Origin of the sequence: Flavihumibacter profundi (genome assembly GCF_020076305.1) — a bacterium.
Lineage (GTDB): Bacteria > Bacteroidota > Bacteroidia > Chitinophagales > Chitinophagaceae > Flavihumibacter > Flavihumibacter profundi.
In genome coordinates, this window is record NZ_JAIQXE010000002.1 from 1,075,501 (window position 1) to 1,096,426 (window position 20,926).

The window sequence follows — 20,926 nt, forward strand, 5'->3', positions numbered from 1 at the left end:
GTAAAATTACCATTTGAGCTGGATACGATTAACGGGTAATTCCAGCTATATTTAGGGAATACTGTTTTGCAGAAACATGTAAATTGGGTATCTTATCCGTTTTTTCAAATGCTCTTTAATTGCCAGATATGAAAAAAGGTTTTGTATTTAGTAGTGTAGTTTTTACTTTCCTTATTGTATCCTGCAAACAGCAGGCCGTTACTGACATTTCTTCCATCAAACAGTTGGAGCCTGCAGTAGCCGTGCGAATGTCAGATTCCATTGGCAGCGTGCTGAAACCCCAGCTGGCAGATGGGTTAACTATTAAACTCTGGGGTGTTGATTCATTGGTTATTTCGCCCATTGCCATTGATATTGATGACCAGGGCCGTTTGTACTATACCAAAACCAACCGGCAGGTGAATTCCGAGTTTGATATCCGTGCGCACCGCGACTGGGAGATCCGGTCCATCAGCCTGCAAACGGTGGAAGACAGGCGTAATTTCCTGCACACGGAATTATCACCTGAAAATAGTTACCGCAATAAATGGCTGAAAGATGTGAATGGCGACAGCTCACGCGACTGGCGCGATCTAACTGTTGAAAAGGAAAATGTATTCAGGCTGGAAGATCTGAATGGTGACGGCGTTGCTGATAAATCCCAGCGGGTAGTGGATGATTTTCATGATGAGGTGACCGATGTGGCCGGTGGGGTATTATCTGACGGTGATGACCTGTATGTAGCTGTAGCGCCTGACCTGTGGCGTATGAAAGATAAAAATGGTGATGGTATTGCCGATGAAAAAACTTCCCTTTCCCATGGCTACGGCGTGCATATTGGCTTTAGCGGTCATGGCATGTCGGGCGTTGAAATGGGCCCTGATGGAAAAATATATTGGCAAATCGGGGATATCGGTTTTAACGGCAAATCGGCAGATGGACAAAAATGGGAATATCCCAACAGTGGGGTCATCGCCCGGTCTAATCCGGATGGTAGTGATTTTGAAGTATTTGCCGCGGGATTGCGCAATACACATGAATTTGCATTTGATGAGTTTGGGAACCTGATCAGCGAAGACAATGACGGCGACCATGCCGGGGAAAAAGAAAGGCTGGTTTATATAACCAATGGTTCCGATGCTGGCTGGAGATCGAATTGGCAATATGGTAAATACAATGATCCTGATAATAATACCTATAAAGTTTGGATGGATGAAAAGATGTACCTGCCCCGTTACGAGGGACAGGCAGCTTACATTACACCATGCATCTCCAATTATGTAAGTGGGCCGGCGGGATTTGTATACAATCCGGGTACCGCACTCGGACCGCAATACAAGAACCATTTTTTTGTAGCGGAGTTTGTGGGTAGTCCCGCTGGCTCAGCCATTCACAGTTTCACCTTAAAACCAAAGGGTGCGACTTTTGAACTAGGTGATACCAAAAAGATTGTCAGTGGAATTTTGACTACGGGCATGGATTTTGGTCCGGATGGCGCACTTTATGCTGCAGACTGGATTGATGGCTGGGCAACGGGAAAATTTGGCCGGATATGGAAGCTGGATGATAAGGCAGGTGCAGCAATGCCGGAACGGAAGCTCACCAAAGATTTGCTGGCAGCTGATTTCAAGGGTTATAGTAAAGAACAGTTAGGAGAATTGTTAGGTAATGCGGATATGCGTGTGCGTTTGAAAGCACAGTTTGAACTGGTAAAAAGAGGTACCCAGTCCATGCCTGTATTGCAACAATGGCTGGCACAGAAAAATAACCAATTGGCAAGGATTCATGGAATTTGGGGTATTAGCCAGTTGGCGCGAAAAGAAAAGGATCAGGCGACTGTGTTGTTGCCTTACCTGAAAGACCAGGATCCAGAGATCAGGGCCCAGGTAGCTAAGTGGTTAGGTGATATTCGTTATAAGGCAGCCGGTGAGTCGCTATTGCCACTGTTGAATGATTCGTATAGCCGTGCCCGTTTCTTTGCTGCTGAAGCCCTTGGGAGGATATCTTACGAGCCGGCAATACAGCCAATAATTGACATGTTGCGTGCCAACAGGGATGAAGATGCTTATTTACGGCATGCCGGATCGCTGGCTTTATCGCGTATAGGAAAAGCAGATCCAATCATTGCTTTGTCAAAAGATACTTCACGTGCGGTGCGCATTGCAGCAGTTGTTGCATTAAGGCGGATGAGCCATCCCAGTATCGCGAATTTCCTGGCAGATGCTGATGAATTTGTAGTTACCGAAACTGCAAGGGCAATAAATGATGATAATTCCATTCCGGCAGCTTTGCCTGCATTAGGGGGATTATTGAATACTACCCACTTTACAAACGAAGCCTTGATCAGGAGGGTTATCAATGCCAATATGCGGGTTGGAACGGAAGACGCCTTGCAGGCCTTAGTGGATTATGCAGCGAAAGATGGCAACCCCGTGAACATGCGCCTTGAAGCCATTTCAACCTTAAGCACCTGGGCCAAACCTTCGGTGCTGGACAGGGTGGACGGAAGGCTAAGGGGGGCGGTAACCCGCGACGCTGCTCCAGTGAAAGCAAAAGCAGGTCCGGTTTTAATGAAGCTATTGGCCAGTAAAGACGGCCAGATCAGGTTGGGAGCTGCTAAGGCAATCAGTAAGCTGCAAATCAGCGGCAGTGAAAAACTGCTGCTGGGCTTATTAAAAACTGATCCCCAGCCTGCAGTCAGGAAAGAAGCCCTGGAAGCATTGGCAAATTTGCAATACGACCAGATTGGAATGGCGATTAAGCAGGCACTTTCAGATAAAGAAAAGATTGTTCGCGTAGCCGGCATTGACCTGCTGGGAAGATCAAAAGTGCCGGCTGATCTGATGGTGAGTTTGTTAGCCAACGTAATCAATACCAAGTCGACCGAAGAAAAGCAATCTGCTTTATTGACATTAGGAAAATTGCCCCTGGATCAATCTAAAAAAGTCCTTGAAGAGCAATTGGATAAAATGGAAAAGAAAAAACTTTCTCCGGATGTGCTTATAGAACTATCGGAAGCTATTGACAGTTCGCGTTCAGCGGAACTGGCATCAAAGTTAAAAGAAGTCAGTAAAACATTAGCAACCGACACACTCACTGCAGCATTTGCAGGCAGTTTGTATGGTGGTAATCCCGAAAAAGGGCGGGACCTGTTTTTTGGTGGTGAAGCAGCCCAATGTATCCGTTGCCATTCTTATGATGATTATGGAGGGAATGCCGGACCTCGCCTGAATGGAATAGCTTCGAGGTTAACGCGCCCGCAACTTCTGGAGGCGCTGATTAATCCGAGCGCCAGGCTTTCCCCCGGTTTTGGAATGGTTACGGTAACGACAAAAGACGGAAAAACTATATCCGGAATCCTGCAGGAAGAAACAAAAACCCAGTTAATGGTTAAATCGGGGAGTGATGCACCTTTAGCGATCTCCAAAGACCAGGTCGGCAAAAGGATCAATGCAAAATCCAGTATGCCGGAAATGCGGTTTATTTTAAACAAAAAAGAGATCCGGGATGTGGTGAGCTTCCTGGCCACCTTAAAGGATACAAAATGAACATAAGATTGCTGACATAAAAAAAGGCCGGAATTTTCCGGCCTTTTTTATTATTAAGTAAATTATTAATACAGGTAATTCAATGCCGTTTTATCATTAGCATTAAATGGGCGGTCCATGCCGCTGCCGATACAAGCCAGCATCCAGGAGTTGGCATCAGGTCCGGTAGGTGTTCCTGGTATATTGATGGCACCAACTGTTGATGCCCCTTCATTTGAAGCAGCACCTCCACAGCTATAACTGCGGTCCATATAATCAGTATGACGGAATCCAATGCAATGTCCCATTTCATGCGCCAGTATGGAGGCGACAGTAGCCTGGGGTTGTGAACCGATCTGGCGTGTTGACACCAATACCTGGTTGTATGGGTTGCCTTGTGCTGTTGGGAATCCTGCTGATGCCAGGTATTGTGCGCTTTTTGGCGCAGGGGTAATGGTAATACTTGGCGATCCGGAAGTAACTCGAAGAAAGCTTACTTGCAGGTTTTGCGCATTGTAACGGGAAATTGCTTCATCGGTTGCACTAATATAAGATACAGGCAACTTTGTAGAAACAAGAACAGTAATTACCCTTGGTAATCCAGTTACAAGGTTTGTTGTTCTATACTGCTCAGACTCACCAACCCTAAGTATACTGCCTTTCATGGATCGGTTAAGGTCGCTGTTTGGAATAAAAATATCCCCTTCAACAATGAATCCGCCTTCAGTGGATGCAATATTCGAGGTCGTGAATCCCATTTCTTTAATACTATTGATCACAGCAGGTGTAACTGCGAATGTTTCCTCAGCTGAGCTGGAAGACTTTTTACAGGAAAAGCCAGCGAGAAGCAACAATGCTGCCAATGCCGAAATACGTAAATTGTTTTGCATGTGTGTGATTTTATGAAATTTAATATTTTTTATGAGATTAAAAAATAATGACTGAAAGTAAGGTAGATTCCCTTCCCTTTTTATAGTAAACATACGATCTCGATTAGCAGCCATTTGACTATATTTAACGTTAAGTATACCTATGCGACCCTTTCTCTTTTTGATCTGCTGTCTCCTTTTTACTCATCAGCTCTGGTCGCAGGTTGCCGGCGAAAAAAGCAAGCTGCTGGAACCTTTCCTGCTGGACCCTGTTGCAAAAGGTGGGCCAATTTCAGCCCTGGCCCGTTATATCCCTGGTCATCTTGCATATGCTGTGGATGCAGATAAGCTTTCCCGGAAGGAAAATATACTCCGAACGCTACCTGGTCATATTTCCATCATCAATGTGAAAGATCTGCCAGAATGGTTAAGTTATAAGAATAGCGGGATAGCCCTGGTTCCTGTAAATGATAAATGGAAATTGTCACCTGAATTATTGGCCGGAATTGATCTTGAGCCGATTAAAACAGGCAGTAATAAATTGATCATCGGGGTAAATAATTTTAATGATTTTATTGGGAAGCATGGGAGTGAATTGAAAATCATAGAGCAGGATCTTTCTGCAAAAACTTTCCGGGTACAGGCATCAGATGATTGGATCCACAAACGCGGATTATCGGATGACAATATAATATTCATTGCCACAAGCCGTATTGCACATACAGAGCGGGAGCTTACCGGCTTTGATCTTTCCGCCAACCTGGTGAACACGGCCCACCGGTATTGGCCAGGAATTAGTGGAAATGGTTTAACGGTATCTATCAAGGAAAATCGGATGGACACGGCAGATATCGATTTCAGTGGAAGATATGTTTACTCTCCTGGTGCATCAACCCTAATGCAAACCCATGCCACAACCATGGCCACAATAGTCGCCGGTGGCGGTAACAGTTTTTATACCGGGAAAGGGGTGGCCTGGGGAAGCCGGATAAGCTCTTCAGATTTTGCCAACCTGCTGCCTGATGATGCCCAAAGCCTTATTGCTTTAAACGTTTCGGTCCAGAATCATTCTTATGGTACTGCCATCGAAAACTATTATGGAGCAGATGCCAGGGCCTATGACCTGCAGGCCGCTAATCTGCCCTACCTGCTGCATGTATTCTCAGCCGGAAATTCAGGTAATGAAACCAGTGCAAACGGTAATTATGCAGGTATAACGGGCATGGCTAACCTGACTGGAAGTTTTAAAATGGCAAAGAATGTGCTGGTTGTAGCGGCGATGGATTCAATTGGTAGTATCCTGCCGCCCATTTCTAAAGGACCTGCCTTTGATGGCCGTGTAAAGCCAGAGCTGGTTGCTTTCGGTGAGGATGGCAGTTCTGGCGCAGCTGCTATTGCAAGCGGACTGGCTATTCTATTACAAGATACCTATAAACAACTGAACAACCAGTTACCCAGCTCATCATTGGTAAAAGCAATAATGATCAACTCAGCAACTGATGTTGGTCCGGCTGGTATTGATTATTTCTCTGGCTACGGTGCAATTAATGCATTCAAAGCTATAAAAACCGTAGGTGAGCATCGTTTTAATTTAGCCACAATCGGCAAAGGAGAAACAAGCAGCTACCGCATAAGTATACCTGATAATGCGAGAAACCTGAAGGTTACATTGAGCTGGACAGACCCTGCTGCGATTGCCAATTCTGCCACAGCCCTTGTAAACGATCTAGACCTGGAAATACTTAATCAAAGTAGCAGCGAAAAGTGGCTGCCATGGGTATTGAATAGTTTCCCAAACCTTGATTCCCTGCAGCAATTACCAGTCCGGAAAAGGGATAGCCTTAATAATATTGAACAAGTAAGCCTTGCCTATCCGGTTGGCGGGACATATACAATAAACGTTAAAGGATATTCCCTGTTAACTAATCAGCAAGACTATGCGATTTGCTGGGAATATGATACACTGAATTCATTTCAATTCAGTTACCCGGTAAAAGGCGATAATATTGTTCCCGGGAAAAAGAATACTATACGCTGGTCTTCTGTAATTGATGGCCAGGGAACCCTTGAGTACCGCCTGGATGGAAGCCCGGACTGGCAGGTTGCCAATAATGCCGTTAACCTGCCTTTGGGATATTTTAAATGGCAGGCGCCGGATTTGTTTGCCAACATACAGTTCAGGATGAAAACCTCTGATCTGCAGGTATTATCAGATACGGTTAGCCTGTCCGATAATTTATTCATCAAAACCGGGTTCAATTGTATCGATTCCTTCCTTATCTATTGGCAGAAAGCGCCGGCGGAAGCTAACGGCAATTACCGCCTCTATAGCCTTCATGAAAAATACCTCGAATCATCCCTTGAAGTAAACGACACAGCTGTGGTCCAAAACAAGGCAAATAATCCTGATGAATGGTTTACGGTTGCACCCATCCTCAAGAATGGAATTGAAGGAATAAAGGCATATACGTTTAATTATACCCAACAGCAAACAGGATGTTATATCCGAAATTTCCTGGCAGACCCTGCTGAAATAAACCAGGCCAGGCTGACACTGGAACTCGGCACGACTTATGGTGTTAAACGGATCCAATTCGAAAAACGCAACAATACCAATTATGTAGCAGTTGGTGAGTTGAGCCCGGTCAATTCAATATTAAACGTATTTACTACAGCTGCGCAGGATGGATTGAACATCTATCGTGCACTGGTTGAACTGGAGAATGGGACAACCTACTATACGACCCCGGAATCTGTTTACCAGTTTGAAAACCACTCTTATTTTATATTCCCCAACCCGGTTCAAAAGGGAAACACAATACGCATACTTACAAAAGAGCCGGAGAATTCCTGGTTTGTCCTGTATGATATGCTGGGCAGGAAGGTTTTGACAACGGAACTTACAAACACTATTCAGGAAATAGATGTATCCCGGATGCAGTCCGGCGTTTATTTTTACAATATTTTTAAGGACGGTATAAGGACAGTCAGTAATAAACTGGTCATTCAGTAAATTGATTCCCAACAGGTCAGGAATGCCTCAAACCTTCAGCCACTTTAAACACATGCAATACATGTGGAAACAAGGCTTCCATGGTTTCTTCTGATCCCCGCGGTGAACCGGGCAAGGTAATCACCAGCAGGTTTCCAACAAAACCAGCAATGCCGCGAGATAACATAGCATAAGGCATACGTTGCTGGCCATATTGCCTGGCAGTTTCCATGATGCCGGGAATTTCACGGTCAATTAATGGCATGATTGCATCAGGTGTGAGGTCACGTGGAGATAGTCCTGTTCCTCCTGCGAAAAGGGCCAGCCGGAAACCTGCAGCGGATAGTTCCTTAACTTTTTCCTGGATAGTACTAAAGTCATCGGGTATGGCTACTCGCTGTGCAGGTGTTAATTTGTAATCTTGCAGCTTTTGTTCAATCCTGTCGCCGGTGAAGTCTTCGTTGATTCCGGCAGCTACACTGTCACTGCAAATAACAATAGCCGTTTTTACAGTATCGGGAAGGGCATATTTCAAATCAGACTTTCCGCCTTTTTTCTCCTGAAGTTTTATTGTGGAAATTTCAATGCCTTTATCCAAAGGTTTCAGCATATCGTACATGGTTAAAGCAACAACCGAAGCGCCATGCATGGCTTCCACTTCAACCCCTGTTTTATAAATAGTATGCACCTCAACAGTTATTATGATGGTAAGGCCTTCAATACGATGAGTAATGGCGGAGTATTCTATCGGGAGGGGATGGCAGTCGGGAATGACATCACTGGTTTTTTTGATGGCCAATAAACCAGCTGCCCGGGAGAATTCAAAAACATCACCCTTGGGGACTTTTCTTTGTTCGATGGCATCAATAGTCTGCTGCCCCGACACTTTTACTATCGCAGTTGCGATTGCCTGCCTCAGGCTGGGTGATTTATGCGTTATGTTAACCATTCCTTATTTGTTTTCTTTCCATTGATAGGTTTCATTATCGAAGACTTCCTTACCCCAAACAGGCAATTCAGCCTTAATCCTTTCAACCAGTTCAGAGCATGCTGCTATTGCGGGTTTACGATGTGCAGAGGAAGTGAATACGAATAAGCAGATTTCACCTGCTGCAACTTTGCCCAGGCTATGGTAGACATGCATACAGGTAAGTTCGTATTTGGCAAATATAGCCTCCCTGATTTCATGCATTTTTTCCAGGGCCATTTCTTCATAGGTTGTATAATCAATGGCCGAAACTGTCTTGCCTTCAACCTTGTCTGCCCTTACCTGTCCCAGGAAAATACTATGCCCGCCAATGTCATGGCGGCTGCTGTGTTTCTGGATACTTTCTGCAATAAATGATGCGCTGACAGCACCCTTTACAAATATATTTTTCGGTTTTCTAGGTTCCATATTAATCGGTTGATGGTGACCGCCAGTTCAGGAGGCCACCCTGTAAACTATAAATTTTTTTTACCGGGCTCCTGATTTCGCTTAGCCATTTTGCTGCCTGCAGGCTTCTTTTACCTGACTGGCAAATAAATACAACAGTTTCTGCCTCAATCGAAGTGAGTTTTTCACGCAGTAAAGATAGCGGAAGCTTTTGGTGAACAAAGGCAGAGATGGCCGGCATTTCACCGGGTTCACGTACATCTATTACTGTAACATTGTTTTGGTGCAGCAGGTGATTGAAAAATCCTGGTTCGATTTCAAATTCCGGTGATCCTACACCGCATAGCCAGTCATAATTGGTGTTTGCAAAGGTTTCCCTGTCTTGCGGCAGTAACCCTGTAGCTGCTGCATTTGGACTTATAAAAAGTTCAAATGCATGGTTAGTGAGCACATTGAATGTGAAGAGTTTATTTTCCAATGTTTCGCCGATACCAGTGATAAGTTTAATGGTTTCACTGGCCTGCATAGTGCCAATGAATCCTGGCAGTACGCCCAGTACGCCTGCTTCTGCACAGTTTAATACCTCCCCTGATTTTGGAGGATGGGGGAAGAGGTCACGGTAATTAACGGCATCCGCACCGGCATTAAAAATTGCTACCTGTCCTTCATATTGCGATACAGCCCCATAGACCAAAGGCTTTCCAAGTAATACACAGGCATCGTTGATCATATAACGCGTGGAAAAATTATCTGTTCCGTCAATAATGATATCATACCCTGGAAAAAGTTCAAGGCATGTATTATTTGTGAGCTTTAACTGGTAGGGTTGAATAGTTACCTCATTGTTCAATTGCAGTAATCTCATTGCGGCGCTGATGGCTTTTGGATGTCCTATATCCTCCATGGTATATAAGACCTGGCGATGTAAATTACTCAGCGCTACGGTATCAAAATCAACCAGGCCGATAGTGCCAATGCCTGCGGCTGCAAGGTATAATAGTGCCGGGCAACCGAGCCCGCCTGCGCCAATCACCAATACTTTTGCTTTGCCCAGTTTTTCCTGGGCAGTAGCGCCAAAGTATTTAAGTGAAAGCTGGCGTTGGTATCTGTCTGGTTTGTTACCGTTTGGTTGCATGGTTATCCTCCTGAGAATGGCGGCAGTAGTGCGATACCTGAATCAAGCTGAAGCGGGGTATTTCCCGCAGCGATTTTTTTATCAACCGCAATTACAAAACTCAATTCCGCCAATTGCGGATATTTTGCTATTAATTGGTTTTTAAGCGCATCGGTATCCCCGACTGCCGGGAAATTTATTTCAGCGGCCCCAATGATATCAGTCAATTGTCCGAAGACAATAATATTTTTTTTAAAACTACTCATGCGCCGGTAAATAATAATTTAAAAGCTGCCAGGCTGAGTACGGAAGCCAGGATGAATTTCAGCACGTCCTGCCTGAATTTCAGTGACCCCAGCCAGGCGCCCAGGAATCCAGCGCCAAAAGCGATCAATACCATCAGCAACATATCGCTGCTGAAGCTAATCCCTTTTGTGAGCTGGCCAAACAACCCGGATAACGAATTTACGAAAATGAACAGGGCGCTGATTGCTGCAGTTTGTTTTTGGTCTGTCCATTTTAACAAAAGCAGTACCGGTGAGAGAATTATTCCGCCCCCAATACCAATCATTCCGGAAAGTAAACCGATCACTGCTCCAATAAGCACAGATAAACCTATACTGGAAGGGCGCATATCTGATATTTCGGTGTTTTTAAAAAAGAAAAACCTTGCTACCGGGATTAACAGTAATGCGCCAAGTATCTTTTTGTAGATCACTGCATCAATACTAACTAATCCCCCTAAAAATGCCATTGGGACAGATGCGACTGCCAGGGGTAAAAATATTTTCCAGTTGAAGTGTTTGCCCCGGTAAAACTGTATAAATGCGGTTATGGATACGAAAAGGTTGAGCAGCAGGGCCGTAGGTTTCATTACATCGGGTGCGAAACCATAAATAGCCATCAATGCCAGGTACCCGCTTGCGCCACCATGGCCCACTGATGCATACAAAAATGCCACTGTAAATAAGAGCAGGTAAAAGACCAGGCTGATGTCCATAGCAGGCATTTATTGGGGTAAAAGGTGGATTTCTGCGGCTTCTCCTGTTTGGCACTGGGTAACTTCTTCCGGAAGCATGATCAGGCAATTTGCTTTGGCGAAGGAATTGAGTTTATAGGATTCTTGTCCGTCGAGTGGCAAAACGGTTGTTCCATTGAAATGCCCTTTTAAATAATGGGTTATGCCTGCTGGTTTTTTAATTTCTTTTTCCAGTGGTGCGGTTTTTTTGGCCAGGGTCACTGAACGGTTTTGCAACATGCTGATGGCCAACAATACATATTCATAAAAACAGGTGAGAACCGAAGCTGGGTTTCCTGGTAACCCGAAAACCAGTTTAGTGCCTTTTTTTGCAAAGAGGATGGGTTTTCCGGGTTTCTGTTTAATTTTATGGAACACTGTTTCTGCGCCGCATTGCATCGCTGCTTTTAAAGTGAAGTCATAGTCGCCGACACTAATACCGCCTGTTATTAATACGATGTCACTTTGTTCTATCGCATGCCCCAGCGTTTTTGTAAGTGTCTCTAACTGGTCTTCTACGCGATAGGTCTCTTTCAAGTGTAATGACAGTTGCTGCAATGCAGCTGAGAGGGTCAGGGAGTTAGATTCATAAACCTGTCCGTATGAAAGTGGGTTGCCGGGTGTTTGCAATTCATTCCCAGTTACAATTATGCTTATTGACGGTGATGGGTAAATGCTGACTTCAGTTATCCCGATGCCCGCTAAAAATCCGATGGCAGCTGGAGTTAGGAGTGTGCCTTTTTCCAGGGCTAATGCGCCTTTGCTGATTTCGGAACCAACCGGACGAACATTGTCACCAGCTTTGAGTGATGGGTCATCTATCGATAATTCATCTTCTACCACACGGCATTTTTCCTGCATTACTACTGTATCTGCCCCGAACGGGACAGGTGCACCAGTAAAAATCCGGAAGGCCTTTCCATCAGGTAATTCAATACTATCCCCCCTGCCCGCAGCAATTTCCCCAAACAGGTCGAGTAATCCGTATGTCTTCCAGCTCTTGTAGGAAATAGCATAGCCATCCATAGATGATTGTGGAAAAGCAGGGATATCGTTAGGCGCCCAGATATCATGGGCAAGGGTTTTCCCAGCAGCCTGAAGCAATGGCATTGTAACCGGTGACAATGCCTGGCAATTTGTCCTGATAAGTTCTTTAGCTGCTGTAACTGTGATCATGTTTTTTGTGTGCTTATATTCCCCATGTGGCGGTAAGGTAATACATACCACCAATGGATGGTCCGCCTAAAATAGAATAATAATAATGGTTACTTATATTACTTCCCCCTAATTTAAGGCGAAATGGCATTTTCGTAAAGCGATAGCTGATGTGCATATCCAGGGTGGTTGTGGCCGGCACATCACCATTTGTCAGGAAGGATTGCCAGTAATACCTGCTTTGCCATCGGAGGCTGATGCCTGCCCCAAATTGTTTGTATAATTTTTCGTTGGCAACAGAAGCAAAGGCCATCCATTCGGGCGTGTTGAAACCGTCTTCAAGGCCGTCTTCTCCTTTCGCTTTCTGCAATTTGGCATAGGAACTATGCGCAGTAATCATATAGCCCCGGTTTAGTTTCCATTGTATTCCTATACTACCACCATATTGATATACCGATGTTTTTGAATTGGTCCACATACGGTATTGGTCCTGTTTTGTATTGTCAGCTAAATAGTAGGGAATTGAATCGGGGTCTTCAGTTTTGGGTACATTCATATTTGCCTGTGCAATAAAGGACCGGTATTTGTTTATGTAAATTTCAGCATCCAATAGTATTTTTCCATTGGCCATACCCCTTTTATAACCGGCATCAAAAGATTGCACATGTTCAGGCTGGATATAGGTGTATGGACTTTTTATTAATAATTCCTTGTTTTTTTCAAAAGCCGCTTGCCTTGATACACCTCCCTGGTTAACATCTTTAAGGATTGCCGACTGGAAAGCCGCAATGGAAGTCTGTAGCCAGGCATTTTCAAATATGCCGTTCGACATTACGGGTAATCCGCCCACGCGTTTTACACCTCCACTATTTACATTAGAAAAGGCTTCAAACAGAATAGGGTACCTGTATCCGCCCTGGTAGGATATTCTTATGCTCTGTAATGCGGAAGGCGAATAAACAGCGGTAAATCGGGGATTGAACAGTACCGGGTAATAATCATTTTTATCGCCCCTGACTGCTGCGCCAAGGCGAAGCTTTCCTGAGAAAAAATTCCGGTTTGCGGAAAGGTAAACACCGGTCCTGCCATAAACAATATTCTTACCTTCTTTCCCTGCTGCCGGATTCATAAAATAATTACCATCAGGTATTACAATATAACTTCGGTGGTCGCCGCCTGCCAGCAGTTCGATACCTGTTTTCTCTTTCATTTTACCCAGCCAACTGTCGGTGAGGTTCAATTGCATTTCTGCATGGACAAAGCTGGCTTTCACTTTTAGGGCAGCACCCTGGTCCCAGTTGTTGATTTGTTGTAACTGACCCAGTACATCATTGAAAGCAGAGCTTCCAGGTTCGTACCGGCCATTATCGGCAAATAACCTGGCCTGTTTGTGGGCATTCACTGCATCTGTGCCATTCTGCTGCGACTGGTTGTAACCGGTAGTATAATCTGCAAACCAGGTTTTGTCGGATTTGTAATTACGGTCGATATTTTCGGCCATGGAACGCAGGTTATAGGAGTTGCCGGTATTCTCATTGTTCAGGTATAACCGCGCTTGCAGGGCTTTGGATTGATAACTGAGAGCATGTTGCTGCAAAAAATAATCAGCCAGCCTGAACCGGTTAGCCCGCTGGTAAATATTGTCTAATACTGCAAAGCGGAATGTATAAGAAAATTTATCCCCCCTGCTGTTGTGGTAGAAAATCCCCGCGTCTGCTTTAATGTTTTGGAGGCTATAATCGGTCACCTCAATTTCTTTATAACCCGTCCTTGCAACAACATATGATTTCCCGCCAAGCGTTAGCGTTTTCCGGTTCGATGATTCATTGCCATAGCTGTTTACCGGGTTCAGGGCTGGATTATCTGCACCTAATAACTGGGTGCTGGAATTGGCATTAGGATTGATGTCCTGGTAATTGTCGGCAATCCAGTCATACCCCTTTGTGAAAGTTCCGTTGAACCTAATGACCCAGTTAGTGCTTATTTTTTTTACATAACGCAGGCTTGTTTCTGAAAATAATTTGGCGCTGGTGTTGGGATCGCCCAAATGTGTAAGCGCTGTTTTTTGCTGAACACTGAGTCCCTCTGATGTAAATGGGTCCCTGCTGTTGAATTGAGCCAGTCCATTTACCGTATTCATGCCATACAAAGCAGATGACATACCAGGTATGATTTCCACATTATCAATATCCAGGTCGCTGGGCCCTAATACGTTACCGATCGGACTGCCAATATGAGGCGATTGGATGTCCATGCCATCTACCAATTGGGTAAAGCGAACATTTGTTGTGTTGGCAAACCCGCGGGTATTAAGGATGCGAAAACCCATACTTGGTGTGATCATCTGTACCCCTTTCATATTTTCAAGGGCGTCAAAAAAAGAAGGAGCGGAGCTATTGGTGAAAAATGAACGACCAGCTTTTTGAATGCTTAAAGGGCTCCGTAAAATATTTTCTGGAATCCGTGAAGCGCTCACGACCACTTCATTCAGTAATGTAGTATGAATAGTATCCTGATTCGGAGTAGTATGTTTTTCCTGACTCCTGGCCTCGAGGCAAAGTAATAGATGAAGTATAGTATAATATTTTTTCATCCACCGATAGTTATCATGCTTCGGTTGTGAATGGTTTCTGCATGTATTTTTTCGAAATCGGTGGTGAATTGCCCTCCCAATTCCTTTGCTTTTGCCAGGATATTTTGATGGATCAGCGGTAGAATATTTTCACCATTGCGTAATGGCTGCAGCAGGTTGGTTTCCTGTTGGGAGAAAAGGCAGTTCTTAATCTTGCCATCTGCTGTTAATCGTATACGGTTGCAGTTTCCGCAGAAATTTGCACTCATCGTGCTGATCACAGCAAAAGTGCCGGCATGACCGGGAACAATATATTTCTTGGCAGTATCATGCGGGTCGCCAGCCAATGGCAGGATATCATAACGGGCGCCCACTTCTGTTAATATTTCCTGCCAGGTCACCACTTTATTGCTGGTCCACCGGTTGCCACTAAACGGCATGAACTCAATGAAACGTACGTGTACCGGGTCGTTTTTTGTCCATGCTACAAAATCATTTATTTCATTTTCATTCATTCCTTTCATCACCACCATATTCACTTTTACATGAAAACCTTCCTGCAGTAAAAGTTGGATATTATCATAGACCTGTTTAAACTGGTCGCGGCGGGTGACTAGTAAAAATTTATCGCGGTCGAGGGTGTCCAGGCTGATATTCAGGGACCGGATGCCGGCTTCTTTTAAGACATCTAGATAATCGTGAATACGGCTGCCATTTGTAGTAATAGTGAGGTTTACAGGCAATTTTGATAGAGACATAATAATGTCTGCGGCATCTTTTCGCACCAATGGTTCACCGCCTGTGAGCCGGATCTTATCGACACCCTGTTCAACAAATATTTTTGCTATAGCTTCGATTTCGTGCGCCTGCATCAGCCTGCTGGCAGGCGTAAAATCGTAATCTTCCTCGGGCATACAATAGAAGCAACGGAAATTGCAATTATCCGTTAAGGATATCCTGAGATAATTATGCGGCCTGTTAAAGGTATCGACTAGTTTTTTTTCCATTGCGTTGGATGAATAAATGATTCGTATTCTTCTTTCGTATCTATGTCTATATACCCTTTAGGAAAATCAACTGCCGCCACATCATTACCGTATTGTTTAATCAGTTTGCGGGCACCTGCATCACCAGTCAATTCTGATAATGCGGAAAATACCCGTTGGGTAAACAGGGCGGGAGTGCCAAGGGTATCCTGGTATGAACTCGCTACGATCCATTTCCCGGTTTCAGCCTGTGTGTTCACCAATTCCTGCAACAAGGCGGCTGTGACAAATGGCTGGTCACATACCATAAAAATAACTGCATTCAATTCCGGTAGCAGTTGACGGGCTTTATCCAAGCCGCATTGCAGCGAGGTAGACATCCCTTGCTGCCAGTTTTTATTCTCTGCAATGGCCAGGTCCATTCCTTCCAGTTCTTTTTTCATGGCTTCATTATTTTCTCCCAGCACTACAACTACAGGCTTAAGTCCGGTTGACAAAGCAGTAAATGCTGCCTGGCCTAACAGGCTTTTCCCATTGAAGGGGAGAAGTTGCTTAGGTTCCCCCAGCCGGCTCGACGATCCTGCAGCAAGGATTACAATGGCACAATAAATATCGTTAGGATTTTTGACCATCGGATATTCTTTTTTCTTCGATACGGGTTTCATGCCTTGAATGGATCGCTTCTTGTTTATGTCTTAACGATTCACCGGTTTTACCGGCCTGAATAGCCTTTATTTCAGCAATGACCGACAACGCAATTTCTTCGGCGGTTTCGGCACCAATATCCAAACCAACCGGACCGTATACACGCGATAACTGTTCAGCAGTTATTTTCGTGCCGGCTGCTCTAATTTCATCGAGCATACGGTCGAGTTTTTTTTTAGGCCCCAATGCCCCGATATAATTGACTTTGGTTTTCAACAGGGCCCTTAGCATGGCCAGGTCATAATTATAATTGTGGGTCATCAGTACAAATACAGTTTGTTCGTCTATCGGTATTTGCTCCAGCACATGTTCAGGTTTAGAGACCAGCACCTGGCACGCGCTGACAAAACGTTCTTTTTTTGCGTGTGTAGGCCGCCCATCAACTACCCTTGTTTCCCAGCCCAGAATATCTGCAAAATTCACTAGCGGCATTACATCATTACCAGCACCAATAATCACGAGGGATATGGGGGGGGGCTCAAATTCTATAAAAGCAGTAAGGTTGTGTTCAGCGGATTTATAATTTTTGAAAGCCGGGCGTTGCGTTGTAAGGGCTATACGGGCATCCTCCAGGATTGTATGTTTAAGGAACCCGTCTTCAAGGTTTCCGGAGATAGTGCCATCGGCTTCTACCAACAGGCAGGTGCCATGTTGGATGGATTTTTTTTCTTCGAGTGCAAACAGGGTTACCAGTACAAAGTTTTGCCTTTTGGCTGCAGCTTTGCGTAATAATTCTATCGGGTTATTGGGGTCGGTCGAGTTAATCGGTTCCATTAAAACCTGGATCACCCCTGCACAACCCAGCTGCACGCCAATAGTAGCATCATCTTCATCGCTGGTATCGTAAGTGACCAGTTTGGATTGCTGCTGGTTTAATACCAGCAATGCTTTGCGAAGGGCATCACCTTCGAGGCAACCGCCGCTGATGGCACCGGTCATTTGTCCCTCATCGGTTACCAGCATACGAGCGCCCGGCCTCCTGTAAGAAGAACCTTCGAGGTGTACGACTGTAACGAGTGCGGATTTTTCCCCCGACTCACGAGCAGCATCAAATGCTTCAATGATGGAATTGATTTCCTTCATCAATCAGGCTTTTGCTTTGTGCATATATTTTTCCGGTTCCAGTTCAAATTTAGTCTTACAGCCATCACAACAGAAATAGACTTTTTCGCCCTGGTATTCGATAATGTGTTTTGGATTATTAATATCCACTGGTACACCACAGACCGGGTTGATATAAAACTTCGGTTTGCCGGCTTCCTCCCTGGTTTCATCAAATTTGGTGAATCCTTCAGCGTCCGGTAATTCGCTTTTAACGGCAATGATTTCTGCCAGGATACTAATTGCCACTTCTTCAGGTGTTTTCGCACTGATATCAATTCCCGCAGGCGACTTAATGGCAGCTATGGCGTTCTCATTGAGTCCGGCATTCCGGAGGTAATCCATCACTGTCTGGCCTTTTTTTCGGCTTGATACAAAACCTAAATAGCTATGATCCTTACCAAGGGCTTGTTCCAGCGCTGTTTCATCTTGCTCGCCCTGGGTTGCCACAACAATAAAGGTCGATGGACCTGTTTTAACCTGGTCGAGATTATAGCGGGTGATCAGTTCATCGGGTTTTTCAAAAGTGTCAATTTTAGCGTCAGATGCTACGGCGGTTACTTTAAACCCAGTCGCTTTCGCCAGTTTCACCAGTGATTTCGCGATAGCAGTTTTTCCCATTACAACAAGGTGTGGCAGGGGCAAAACGGGTTCAATAAATACTTCAACTGTGCCTTCACTCTGGCAGGTCATTTTATATTCCATAACAGATTCCTGATGGGTATTGTGGAGGGAGTTTCCAATCCGGACCAGCCTTGGCTTACCAGATTTCATTGCATCTTCTGCTTCTTTAATAATAATCGCGCGGACACAGCCGCCGCCTACCCAGCCGATAATATCACCGAATTTATTCACGATGGCTTTATCACCGGTTTTGCCACTGCTGGGCGCTTCCCTTCTCACCACTATTGCGATGGCAAAGGGTTCTTGCTTTTTGCGCAGTTCCTGGCTTTTTTCTAGAAATTCATCAAGCATCTTGTAATATATTTTCCAGTTCCAACAAACTCTTCAGGTTATGTGCCGGCCTGAATTCATCTATGGCGGGCAGTGCTGCTTTCATACCCCTTGCCGTTGGCTCATAACCTTTCATTCCCTTCAATGGGTTCAGCCAGATAATCCTTTTTGCCCGCAGATGAATGCTGCGCATTGCCTTGCTTACCTGCTCAGGCTGGCCGGTATCAAGTCCGTCACTCAGCACCAGGACGGTTGGTGAGCCGTTCAGCAATTGTTTACCGTATTTATCGGTAAATTCCTGAAGGCAGGCCCCGATCCTCGTGCCACCCGACCAGTTTTCAGCCTGGCTGCCAATAGTAGCCAGTACCAGGTCAATCCGGCTGAACTGAAGGGCCCGGGTTACCCTTAATAAAGAAGTACTGAATATAAAAGCTTCGAGCTGCCTGAATTGTTCACGCAATGCACAAATAAATCGAAGCAGGTAATGGCTGTATTTATCCATAGAACCGCTGACGTCCAGCAAAACGATCAATCTTTGTTTTTTGGCCTTTTTCGAACGCCGGAATAGTTCCAGGGGTTCACCGCCGAATGGTATACTTTTCCGGATAGTCCTGCGGAGGTATACAGGCCCTTTTTTTTGGGATTCTTTCATCCTTCGGCGCATCCTGATAGCCATTTCCCTGAAGAGTTTCCTGGAAAGATCTTCAAGTTGGGCAGCATCCATTTCGCTGATTTTTGCCAGGTCGGTGGTTTTCAGCCTTTCGGTTTCATTGGCCCCGGAAACATTTTTAGCTTCGGTTTCTTCGGCTTCCGGTTTTCCCCGGCCAAGCATAACTAACGAGGCGTTGGTTTTTTTTTCAACCATTCCCAATATAGAAGTCTTGCTTTTTCTGGACTGAAGGTCAATAGGATTAGTATCCCAGTAAAGTAAAAATATTTTTTCAAAAATTCGGGCTTCTTCCGGTGATTTGCACATGATCGTTTTCAATGCACTTTTAAAATGTGTCCGGCTGGAAAGCAATCCGGCATCCGCAGCCAGTAAGGCATCCTGGGCTTCCAATAAGCCCACATTCATTCCATGGCTTCGGGCGAATTGCGCAAAAGCCACAATACTTTGGGTAATACTAGTAGTTTCAAATGCCTGTTGTTTCATGGGTGTTGATTACAAATATCAAGTCATGAAAGTGCCATGGCCTTCTGCCCTGATCAGCGAAATATCTTCTGCCGATTTCAGGATACTGCCCAGTGATACAGAGAAAGCTGTTTCGTTTAATTCGCGGTAACCCAGGGCCATTAATGATTCTGCCCAATCGATGGTTTCTGATACACCTGGTGTTTTAGCCAACTTTCGCTGCCTGAACTGCTGGGCCACATGTACCACCTGTGCCAGTAATTTTTCTTCAATGGAGGGCAGGCGCTTACGTACGATCAGCATTTCCTTATCGAGGCCGGGATAGTCTATCCAATGGTACAAACACCTTCTTTTAAGGGCATCACTTAGCTCACGGGTACGATTAGACGTAAGTATCACATAAGGTTTGTGTTTTGCCCTGATGGTCCCGATTTCAGGTATGCTTATCTGGAAGGCTGATAATAATTCGAGCAGGAAAGCTTCAAATTCCTCGTCTGACCGGTCGAGTTCATCGATCAGCAAAACAGGTGACTGAAATTCCTGCGTGATAGATTCCAGTAGGGGGCGCTTCAGCAAGTAATCGTGACCGAATATATGCTTCTCTTTTTCTTCAATTGTTAACCCACTCTCTTCCTGTAGTTTGATTCCCAGCAATTGTTTCTGGTAATTCCATTCATAAAGTGCTGCATTCACATCAAGGCCTTCGTAGCATTGCAGCCTTATTAATTTGGTTTTAAGCAATTGTGACAAGGCAAGCGCCGCTTCCGTTTTTCCTACGCCCGGCGGACCTTCCAGCAAGAGAGGCTTCCGCAGTTTCAGCAACAGGAATAAGGAAGTGGCGAATTCCTCGTCAACAACATACTGCATCTTGTCCAGTGTTTCAATAATCTGTTCCTGATTTTCAATTGTATTCACTGTCACTATTTTTTACCAAACATTCCTTTAAGCATTCCGCCCACCATGGATCCGGCACTCAATGTATTGTCGACCTGTTCACCTGCCAGTTGCTTCTTGAAATTAGTCACAAACTGATCGAAGACCTGGTTAGACACATCATTGATGAGCCTTGATCCGAACTGCGCCATCATGCCGGTCACATTTACTTCCATGGTTACATTCACATCAGTGCCTCCGTCTTTTTCTGTAAGCTGTCCATCCATTTTCATGTCTGCGCCACCTTTTCCCTTACTGTCTGTACCTACACCCTTCAGCGACATCTTCCGGGTGGCTGCATTCCTTTCCAGGAAAGTGATGAGTCCATCGTATTTTGCTTTAACCGGACCGAATTTCAACTCCACCTCACCCTTGTAGTTATCGTTGTCGACTGTTTCGGTGAGGGAGGCCCCGGGTACGCAAACGACGACCTGCGCAGGGTTAGTGAGATTATTCCATACGGCCTCAATTGGCTGTTCTACATGGAATGATTTTGTTATGCTCGTTGTCATGA

The 20,926-nt window shown here is 45.0% G+C and carries 17 protein-coding genes; 2 read left to right on the top strand and 15 right to left on the bottom strand.

Features of this window, described 5'->3' with window-relative positions:
* The first annotated feature begins 128 nt into the window (after window positions 1–128).
* Entirely contained in the window at window positions 129–3,527 is a 3,399-nt protein-coding gene (locus LAQ65_RS14450) for a HEAT repeat domain-containing protein (RefSeq protein ID WP_224117686.1), read from the top strand.
* 65 nt (window positions 3,528–3,592) lie between these two features.
* Here LAQ65_RS14450 and LAQ65_RS14455 read toward each other — a convergent pair whose 3' ends face one another.
* The gene (locus LAQ65_RS14455; protein WP_224117687.1) at window positions 3,593–4,396 is read right to left on the bottom strand and encodes a M57 family metalloprotease; all 804 of its coding nucleotides are present in this window, start codon (window positions 4,394–4,396) and stop codon (window positions 3,593–3,595) included.
* A gap of 142 nt (window positions 4,397–4,538) precedes the next feature.
* Here LAQ65_RS14455 and LAQ65_RS14460 point away from each other — a divergent pair, with 142 nt between their 5' ends.
* A complete protein-coding gene (locus tag LAQ65_RS14460; protein ID WP_224117688.1) occupies window positions 4,539–7,388 on the top strand; it encodes a S8 family serine peptidase in 2,850 nt (949 codons plus the stop codon).
* Between the two features lie 16 nt (window positions 7,389–7,404).
* Here the strand turns inward: LAQ65_RS14460 and moaCB are convergent, their stop codons facing one another.
* The 14 genes from moaCB to LAQ65_RS14530 are packed head-to-tail and all read right to left on the bottom strand — an operon-like array spanning window position 7,405 to window position 20,924.
* The gene (gene moaCB, locus LAQ65_RS14465; protein ID WP_224117689.1) at window positions 7,405–8,316 is read right to left on the bottom strand and encodes a bifunctional molybdenum cofactor biosynthesis protein MoaC/MoaB; all 912 of its coding nucleotides are present in this window, start codon (window positions 8,314–8,316) and stop codon (window positions 7,405–7,407) included.
* A 3-nt stretch (window positions 8,317–8,319) separates the two neighbouring features.
* Complete coding sequence (locus LAQ65_RS14470; RefSeq protein WP_224117690.1) at window positions 8,320–8,763, bottom strand: molybdenum cofactor biosynthesis protein MoaE; 444 nt, start codon at window positions 8,761–8,763, stop codon at window positions 8,320–8,322.
* Between the two features lies 1 nt (window position 8,764).
* A complete protein-coding gene (locus LAQ65_RS14475) occupies window positions 8,765–9,877 on the bottom strand; it encodes a HesA/MoeB/ThiF family protein (protein ID WP_224117691.1) in 1,113 nt (370 codons plus the stop codon).
* Window positions 9,878–9,879: 2 nt separating this feature from the next.
* Window positions 9,880–10,122, bottom strand: a complete 243-nt coding sequence (locus LAQ65_RS14480; protein ID WP_224117692.1) for a MoaD/ThiS family protein — start codon at window positions 10,120–10,122, stop codon at window positions 9,880–9,882.
* The gene (locus tag LAQ65_RS14485; RefSeq protein WP_224117693.1) at window positions 10,119–10,856 is read right to left on the bottom strand and encodes a sulfite exporter TauE/SafE family protein; all 738 of its coding nucleotides are present in this window, start codon (window positions 10,854–10,856) and stop codon (window positions 10,119–10,121) included. Before LAQ65_RS14485 ends, LAQ65_RS14480 begins: the two co-directional genes overlap by 4 nt.
* A gap of 9 nt (window positions 10,857–10,865) precedes the next feature.
* The gene (locus tag LAQ65_RS14490; protein WP_224117694.1) at window positions 10,866–12,050 is read right to left on the bottom strand and encodes a molybdopterin molybdotransferase MoeA; all 1,185 of its coding nucleotides are present in this window, start codon (window positions 12,048–12,050) and stop codon (window positions 10,866–10,868) included.
* 13 nt (window positions 12,051–12,063) lie between these two features.
* Complete coding sequence (locus LAQ65_RS14495; protein WP_224117695.1) at window positions 12,064–14,622, bottom strand: TonB-dependent receptor domain-containing protein; 2,559 nt, start codon at window positions 14,620–14,622, stop codon at window positions 12,064–12,066.
* Window positions 14,619–15,608, bottom strand: a complete 990-nt coding sequence (gene moaA / locus LAQ65_RS14500) for a GTP 3',8-cyclase MoaA (RefSeq protein WP_224117696.1) — start codon at window positions 15,606–15,608, stop codon at window positions 14,619–14,621. The genes LAQ65_RS14495 and moaA overlap by 4 nt, the downstream gene beginning before the upstream one ends.
* A complete protein-coding gene (locus LAQ65_RS14505) occupies window positions 15,593–16,219 on the bottom strand; it encodes a nucleotidyltransferase family protein (protein ID WP_224117697.1) in 627 nt (208 codons plus the stop codon). Before LAQ65_RS14505 ends, moaA begins: the two co-directional genes overlap by 16 nt.
* Window positions 16,203–17,375, bottom strand: coding sequence for an XdhC family protein (locus LAQ65_RS14510; RefSeq protein ID WP_224117698.1), 1,173 nt, complete (start codon window positions 17,373–17,375; stop codon window positions 16,203–16,205). Before LAQ65_RS14510 ends, LAQ65_RS14505 begins: the two co-directional genes overlap by 17 nt.
* A 3-nt stretch (window positions 17,376–17,378) precedes the next feature.
* Window positions 17,379–18,368 (bottom strand): XdhC family protein, encoded by a 990-nt coding sequence (locus LAQ65_RS14515; RefSeq protein WP_224117699.1) that lies wholly within the window; start codon window positions 18,366–18,368, stop codon window positions 17,379–17,381.
* Window positions 18,361–19,500, bottom strand: coding sequence for a vWA domain-containing protein (locus LAQ65_RS14520; protein ID WP_224117700.1), 1,140 nt, complete (start codon window positions 19,498–19,500; stop codon window positions 18,361–18,363). Before LAQ65_RS14520 ends, LAQ65_RS14515 begins: the two co-directional genes overlap by 8 nt.
* An 18-nt stretch (window positions 19,501–19,518) precedes the next feature.
* Window positions 19,519–20,394: an AAA family ATPase gene (locus LAQ65_RS14525; protein ID WP_224117701.1), complete on the bottom strand. Its 876-nt coding sequence runs from the start codon at window positions 20,392–20,394 to the stop codon at window positions 19,519–19,521.
* 5 nt (window positions 20,395–20,399) lie between these two features.
* The gene (locus tag LAQ65_RS14530) at window positions 20,400–20,924 is read right to left on the bottom strand and encodes a CoxG family protein (RefSeq protein ID WP_224117702.1); all 525 of its coding nucleotides are present in this window, start codon (window positions 20,922–20,924) and stop codon (window positions 20,400–20,402) included.
* Window positions 20,925–20,926 lie beyond the last annotated feature (2 nt).

What these genes read in the sequence shown, in the direction of transcription:
- LAQ65_RS14470 (WP_224117690.1), bottom strand. Translation starts at nt 8,763, where the DNA reads ATGGAACCTAGAAAACCGAAAAATATATTTGTAAAGGGTGCTGTCAGC.
- LAQ65_RS14455 (WP_224117687.1), bottom strand. Translation starts at nt 4,396, where the DNA reads ATGCAAAACAATTTACGTATTTCGGCATTGGCAGCATTGTTGCTTCTC.
- LAQ65_RS14515 (WP_224117699.1), bottom strand. Translation starts at nt 18,368, where the DNA reads ATGCTTGATGAATTTCTAGAAAAAAGCCAGGAACTGCGCAAAAAGCAA.
- moaCB (WP_224117689.1), bottom strand. Translation starts at nt 8,316, where the DNA reads ATGGTTAACATAACGCATAAATCACCCAGCCTGAGGCAGGCAATCGCA.
- moaA (WP_224117696.1), bottom strand. Translation starts at nt 15,608, where the DNA reads ATGGAAAAAAAACTAGTCGATACCTTTAACAGGCCGCATAATTATCTC.
- LAQ65_RS14480 (WP_224117692.1), bottom strand. Translation starts at nt 10,122, where the DNA reads ATGAGTAGTTTTAAAAAAAATATTATTGTCTTCGGACAATTGACTGAT.
- LAQ65_RS14495 (WP_224117695.1), bottom strand. Translation starts at nt 14,622, where the DNA reads ATGAAAAAATATTATACTATACTTCATCTATTACTTTGCCTCGAGGCC.
- LAQ65_RS14510 (WP_224117698.1), bottom strand. Translation starts at nt 17,375, where the DNA reads ATGAAGGAAATCAATTCCATCATTGAAGCATTTGATGCTGCTCGTGAG.
- LAQ65_RS14450 (WP_224117686.1), top strand. Translation starts at nt 129, where the DNA reads ATGAAAAAAGGTTTTGTATTTAGTAGTGTAGTTTTTACTTTCCTTATT.
- LAQ65_RS14475 (WP_224117691.1), bottom strand. Translation starts at nt 9,877, where the DNA reads ATGCAACCAAACGGTAACAAACCAGACAGATACCAACGCCAGCTTTCA.
- LAQ65_RS14485 (WP_224117693.1), bottom strand. Translation starts at nt 10,856, where the DNA reads ATGGACATCAGCCTGGTCTTTTACCTGCTCTTATTTACAGTGGCATTT.
- LAQ65_RS14520 (WP_224117700.1), bottom strand. Translation starts at nt 19,500, where the DNA reads ATGAAACAACAGGCATTTGAAACTACTAGTATTACCCAAAGTATTGTG.
- LAQ65_RS14490 (WP_224117694.1), bottom strand. Translation starts at nt 12,050, where the DNA reads ATGATCACAGTTACAGCAGCTAAAGAACTTATCAGGACAAATTGCCAG.
- LAQ65_RS14460 (WP_224117688.1), top strand. Translation starts at nt 4,539, where the DNA reads ATGCGACCCTTTCTCTTTTTGATCTGCTGTCTCCTTTTTACTCATCAG.
- LAQ65_RS14505 (WP_224117697.1), bottom strand. Translation starts at nt 16,219, where the DNA reads ATGGTCAAAAATCCTAACGATATTTATTGTGCCATTGTAATCCTTGCT.
- LAQ65_RS14530 (WP_224117702.1), bottom strand. Translation starts at nt 20,924, where the DNA reads ATGACAACGAGCATAACAAAATCATTCCATGTAGAACAGCCAATTGAG.